The sequence below is a fragment of the Anaerolineales bacterium genome (assembly GCA_022866145.1).
In the GTDB taxonomy this organism is placed as follows: Bacteria; Chloroflexota; Anaerolineae; order Anaerolineales; family E44-bin32; genus PFL42.
Map to the genome: position 1 here is coordinate 1 of JALHUE010000492.1, position 6,265 is coordinate 6,265.

Annotated in this window: 4 protein-coding genes; 2 read left to right on the top strand and 2 right to left on the bottom strand. The window is 62.9% G+C overall.

Annotated features, from left to right (window positions below; translation table 11 throughout):
- Positions 1-676 precede the first annotated feature (676 nt).
- On the top strand, positions 677-844 hold the full coding sequence (locus MUO23_14290) for a hypothetical protein (protein MCJ7514119.1): 168 nt from the start codon (positions 677-679) through the stop codon (positions 842-844).
- A gap of 68 nt (positions 845-912) precedes the next feature.
- Entirely contained in the window at positions 913-2,022 is a 1,110-nt protein-coding gene (gene ltrA, locus MUO23_14295; protein MCJ7514120.1) for a group II intron reverse transcriptase/maturase, read from the top strand.
- Positions 2,023-2,170: 148 nt separating this feature from the next.
- On the opposite strand, the gene MUO23_14300 is transcribed toward ltrA, so the two are convergent.
- Positions 2,171-4,207, bottom strand: a complete 2,037-nt coding sequence (locus tag MUO23_14300; protein MCJ7514121.1) for a hypothetical protein — start codon at positions 4,205-4,207, stop codon at positions 2,171-2,173.
- A 487-nt stretch (positions 4,208-4,694) separates the two neighbouring features.
- Positions 4,695-5,954 carry a hypothetical protein gene (locus MUO23_14305; GenBank protein ID MCJ7514122.1) on the bottom strand — a complete coding sequence of 420 codons (1,260 nt, stop codon included), beginning with the start codon at positions 5,952-5,954 and terminating at the stop codon, positions 4,695-4,697.
- Positions 5,955-6,265: the final 311 nt, after the last annotated feature.

The following is a 6,265-nucleotide window of genomic DNA, read 5'->3' on the forward strand; positions in this document are numbered from 1 at the left end:
CTGCCAGCCTGCAGGACGAAGCGGCTGCCAAGCGGGATTCGCGGCGCTTCGGGGCTGCAGTTGAAGCATAGAAGGGCGGGAGGCTCCTGCCGGGGTCAAGCGCTACGCCTCGGAGAGAAGGGCTGGCGATTGGCCAGCCCTTCGGCGTTGTACGCCCAGCATGGGCGCTGACTAGGAAGGTGGAAGTCCTTCCCGTGGGTTGATGGCACGCACCGTAGCCAAGGGGAAGGGCGTCGTCGTGAGGCGGGGTCCAGAGGAAGCCGGAGGCAAAACCGCGACCTGAGGGACACGAACCCGATAAGAGGCCGTGAGCTCGGACGAGTGGGCAACAAACCACGAAGTCCAGGCCATCGAGGGGCAGAGCGGTAAATCGGGCAGGGATGCGGGGACAGCCAGCCCTCTTATCTGGGGAGACCTGTTGCCCAGCCGTTGGTAGTTGGACGGCAACCCTGGCCGAGAGGTTAGGCTGAGGCGATAGGGGTCAGCCGAGGCCATAGTACTGCTGCCGTCACAGCGGGAAGGGCCGAACGTTGAGGAGGACAGGAACTTGGGCGGATTGTGGGATGAGCCCAGAAGGCAGACTTCCCCGGAAGAGGGACCTGCCGGGAGGGTGGAAATGGTGAAGCCATTGAGACCCGACCGGAGGGCCGAGCCATCCCCAACACCGAGCGAGGGAATGTCCGAGGCAGTGGGAGAGGGCGTATGGGAGCAGGTGTACGAGCGCAAGAACCTGCTCTCGGCGCTCAAGCGGGTCGAGGCCAACGGGGGTGCGCCGGGCGTAGATGGCATGACGACAGAAGCGCTGCGTCCGTACCTGAAAGCGCACCCTGGCCTAGACCGCTAGGGCTGGGCTGGTTGGAGGTAAGGGCCGCCCTCGACTCGGGGAGCTACCGGCCAAGCCCAATACGGCGGGTGGAGATAGGGAAGCCCGACGGAGGGGTGAGGTTATTGGGGATCCCGACGGTGGTCGATCGTCTCATCCAACAGGCGATCGGGCAGGTGTTGACGCCGCTGTTCGAGCCGGTCTTTTCGCCTCATAGTTACGGGTTTCGACCCGGACGCCGGGCGCACGACGCCGTGGGGGCAGCCCAAGGGTACATCCGAGAAGGCTACACCTGGGTGGTGGATCTTGACCTGGAGAAGTTCTTCGACCGGGTCAACCACGACAAGCTCATGGCACGAGTGACACGGGTGGTGAAAGACAAGCGGGTGCTGAAGCTGATCCGGCGCTATCTGCAATCCGGGGTGATGGTGAAGGGTGTAGTGATGGAGACGGAGGAGGGGACGCCACAGGGCGGACCTCTCTCGCCGTTGCTGGCCAACATCATGCTGGATGACCTGGACAAGGAGCTGGAGAAGCGGGGACATCGGTTTGTGCGCTACGCTGACGACTGCAATATCTACGTCAGGACGGAGCGGGCGGGCGAGCGGGTGATGAACAGTGTACGTGGGTTTCTGGAGAAGAAGTTGAAGCTGAAGGTGAACGAGAAGAAGAGTGCGGTAGCACGGGCCGGGCAGCGGAAGTTCCTGGGGTTCAGTTTCTTCTACCGCATGGGCGAAGTGCTGATCCGGGTTGCGGGCCAGGCGCTACAGCGAGTACGCGAGAAGCTGCGGGGACTGACACGCCGCACTCGGTCGGGCCGGCTGGAGGAGATCATCCAGCAACTCAAGGAATACATGCGAGGCTGGATGGGTTACTTCCGGGTGGCCGACACGCCGAGTGTGTTTGCAGGACTAGACCAGTGGCTTCGACGGAGGCTGAGACAACTTCTCTGGAAACGATGGAAGCGGGGAACGACACGCTGGCGGGAGTTGGTCTCGCTGGGTGTGCCTCGACACCTCGCCGGGCTAGGTGCGACGGGCAGTAGCCCGTGGCGCATGGCTGCGACACCTGTGGTGCACATGGCGCTGAGCACTGCTTTCTGGGATGCTCAAGGACTATGTGCCTTCACTGAGTACTATGACCAGCTGCATCTACCTCGACGAACCGCCGGATGCGGACCCGCATGTCCGGTGGTGTGAGAGGGAGGACGGGCGACCCATCCTCCCTACTCGATTTCGTTGTGCAGCCGTTTCCATACCACGTCTCCAGCCGTCCTGGATCTTCCTTCGGCTCTGGCTGTCGCCGTTCCCTCGGCGCAGTTCCACGAGAGCCTACTTCATGGGCAGGTCATTGTTTGGACGCCCGCCGGATGGTGAGCTTGTAGACGGCGTTCTCGGTCCACGTCTGCTCGCCCACGGTGATCGTGCGATCCTTGACCTCCGTGGTGGCAACGAGATTGCCGCCTTCGGTGGAGAGGTCGCCGGTGGACGACTTCCACCCGTCGATGGCCCCCCGGTCGACTGAGAGGAGAGCAAATACTCCCGACCAGAGATCACCGCCACCCGAGATGTTGGTGCTCGTGGTACATCCCTTCTTGTCCTGGGTACTACTCACACGAGCCGCGAGATCCCGGCCAGGGAACTCAAGCGCCACGAGCCAGAAATCGTACAACTTCTGTTCTCGGAATACCGGAAGGAGACGCGAGACGATGATGTCCACCATGGGGTACTGCTTGACCACGGTGGGGGGGCATTCCCCCGACTTGTCTTCATAAGACACGTATCTAACATGGCCCTTGCCTTTGCTCTGCAAGACATGACGGCCATCCAGATAGTAGAGTTTGAGTGGGATGGGGGTTTCGGTACGCACCTTCGCGCCCCACCACCCCAGCTCCTTGTCGTTGTAATCGATCTTGACCGACGAAGTGAACTCCAAGGCAATCGAGCAGGACTTGTCACCGAACGCCAGATCATCGAGCAGCTTCTGTCCGGCCGCCTTGTACCGGGCGCGATATGCCTGCGCCACCAATTGCCAGAATTCGTTCTTGGGATTGCCCATCTTCCCCGTGACTTCCTGAGCGAAGAGATCGTCCAGCGTCAGGCAGTCGCCCTTGTTCCTGTCCAGCAGAGGCTTGAGCTTCTTGAGGAATTGGTCGATCAAGCGCCCGTTGAGCTCATCGTTGTGCTTGAACCCACCATCCTGCGCATACTGGTCGAGCGCGGAGGCCATGCTCCCCATAGCTTGCCAGCCATCGGCAGAGGCGAATCTGTTTTGAATGGCTTCCCCCGTCTGCCGGAAAGCGGCGCTCTGGCCAGAGCCCGATCCGCCGACCTGCTGCACGGCGTTGTGCTGCGCCGTCTGTGCGCCGGCATCCGTTGGGGTTCTTTCCGCCTGGGCCCGGACGTCTCCGTTCGAAGCGGCGCCAACACCGTATGTGCCTCCCCTCCCAACAGCCATACTCGCCGATCCCCCATTCTGTAGCGACGGGGCCACGAGATCGGCGAGATGTCCCCCACCGCTTGGGTGCTGACCGCGCCCCGTCTGGTCTGCTAGTGGGTACAAGTAGAACTCCTCCAAGATTGGGGAAACAGCAAATCCCACCGTCAGCGGCGCAGACGAGGACTGGCCGCCCCCTATCCCATCGATGGTCAGCATCGCCGGGACGCCAAGGACCAGCTCCGGCTGGATGTGCACAGCCCCAAGCAAGCCCCCGCTCAAGGGCAAATTGCTGACGCTCTCGATCGGTGTCAAGGAGAAGCTGGTCGCCTCCTCAACAGCCCCGGCTGGGACCTCCAGGGTGAAGCTGACCTCGTCCGGGCTCGTCACGGACAGAGTGCCACCCTCGGGTCCGATCTCCTGAGAGGAGGACCAGGTTTGGATGAGAGAAGACGGGTCGAAGTTGTTCGGATCGAAGTTCTCCATGTCGATTGTGGGCATCGCCGCAATCGTCGGCTGGTAGCGCTCAGCTTGCACGGTGAGTGCATTGGGCTGCACAGGCGGGAAGGTGATCGTTGCCGTGCCGACCTCGCTCGATCCTGAGCTGGTTGCAGAGGTCAGCCGGTAAGTGAGATCAGTGATGCCTGGGAAGACGAAGTCCTCATAGACTTCTTCGCCGCTGGCTAGTTGTGCAACAGGCAGGAACTCCCCTTCACTGTACTTAGCATCGAGCTGGTATTGTGTGGCGCCGGAGACCGGCTCCCAGGTTAGCAGCACACTGACGGTTGAGGATGCCTGCGCCCGAAGGGCCCCGGTTGTGGAGACCTTCGCCTCACCCGGGCCGTTCGGAGCTAGGCCTTTGACGGCGCCTGGGACAGTCGAGCAAGCCAAGGAGAATACGAGAACCACTCCGAACAAGGTCGGAAGCCTGACTTTCTTGGTGAACATTGGCCGATCTCCTGTGAGATGGGGATTGGCCATATTCTACAATAGGGGGCTAGAAAATGAACTATGTCCGGGATCCCCAACCCTGGGGACACAAGCCGACGGGGAAAGGGTGGGGCAGGGGTTGCCCTACACAAGCCTCGCGACCGGGATGTGGAATTCCTGCCGGTATTGTCCCGGGACGGGTGCCATCCGCGACAGGGCAGGCACGAGGGTGCTGTCTTGGGGGAGCGCTGCCCAGATCTCCCCGCCGTTGGGGGATAGGATCGGCAAACTCGCGGCCTGGCTTGACACCTCGCCTGCGGCCAGGACCTGCCCTCCACGAGCGACGAGCTCGATGCGACTCGATGCCTTGACCCACTCGATACGGTGCACGAACGGGACTCGTCGACCGGGCCGCCGGTGACCGTCGGCACAAACCCACAGTGGACGAAAGCGAACGCCGGAGAAACTTCTCCGGCGTTCGTCGTTTGCGGGCGACAGGCGCGCTTCAAGTTCCCAAAGCCACGGCCAGGACATCGTAGTACGTGCCGGCGCCAAAGCCGTCCAACAGCACGTGATCACCGGGACGGATCTTGGGAAGCTGCCGCAGGAAGGCGATCATGTTCGAGGCGGCGCTCACGTTGCCGAACTCACTCAACAGCCAGGGCATTGGGAACCGGATGCCCTCCTTGCTGAGATGCTTGGCCTTGAGCTGGTTAATCTTGTAGTTGGCGTGGTGGACAATGGCGACGGCGATCGGCTTGTCCGGCGTGCCCAGCTTGTCCATCAAAGCCTGATACTCATGCACCACTTCCGACACCACCTGGACGCCGGTCCGGACGAACAGCTTGACCATGCCCATCATGCCGGCCATCACCACCGGGCTGCCATCCTCGGGCTCAGGCATCAGGCCGGCGACACGCACGCGAGCGGGTGCCTCCTGCGAGACCTCGACCAGCGGTTTCCCGGCCTGCTTGGGCCCGGAGTAGGGGTAGAGCATCTGCACCTTGAGCAGCCCCTCCTGATCGAAGGCTTCGTGGCTCTTGCCCACCAGAAACTTCATCGTCTGGCCGGGGATGACGCCGATCACGCCGGCGCCGTTGCCGAAGAGCTGCAGCGCGCTCCTGTCGCGCGCCCGGCGGGCGAACCGGCTCAGGCCCTCGATCCCGCCCACGAGGACCTTCTTGCCACGAAGCGCCTCGGCGATGTTGATCTGCCCGGGCGCGGCCAGGTCCGGGTTGAGCGCCAGGTGCAACGCGCCCATCGAGCCGTCACACGCCTTGTGGACGCTGACCAGGAGGGCATCGTCGGATATCCCGGCGCGCCGGGCGATCTGGGCCACGTAGTCGTCCGCCACCGGGCCGGTCATCCCGATCAGAACGCCTTGCACCTCGGAAGGATCCCAGCCGTTGACGCGGGCCGCCTCGCGCAGCATGCGCGCGCCGACCTCGAGCTCCAGTTCGAGGTGCTCGGCCTCCGACAGCTCGGTGAGGTGATGCCGGTGAAGGAACCCCAGTTCGGCGAGGTTCATCACCTCCTCGTCCTTCATCGGCTCGCCCAGCCGATGCTCAATGAAGGCTCGAAGGGCCTGGTTGTCGTAGCTTCTCCCCCACGCGCCGTACACGCCCCCGATTCCGAGCTCGGGGCTATAAATGCCTTCCATACCCAGCGGAACCCCCGGCCCGACTGGGAGGATCGCCTGGTGGACGCCCGGCCGTTCAAAGAAGGACGGCGCAGGGACGCCTGTCGGTTCAACTGCCTCGCTCATGCTTCTATCCTCCGGGCTCTTCCGATGGAAGGGAACCTTGCACACTTATAACACCATGCTTGCTCCGTCGCCTCTGGTCCGTGCCCAGCGAAATGGGGCCGGGGGTCGCTTTCGGGCGGGCAGAATGGGAGGTGAGAGGGGGGGCCGAACGTGTGCTTGTGCCCCGACCTCGGGCCAGTCTTCTGCGCTTAGCCCGCGCGTTTGGCCAGTTGGGGGTCCTTACCTCTGGCCGTAGTGATTCTGGTAGCGGTGATGTAGGGCCGCTACGGTTTCCGCGGGGATTTCCTCCGGATGGCCGAGCTGCAGCGCGA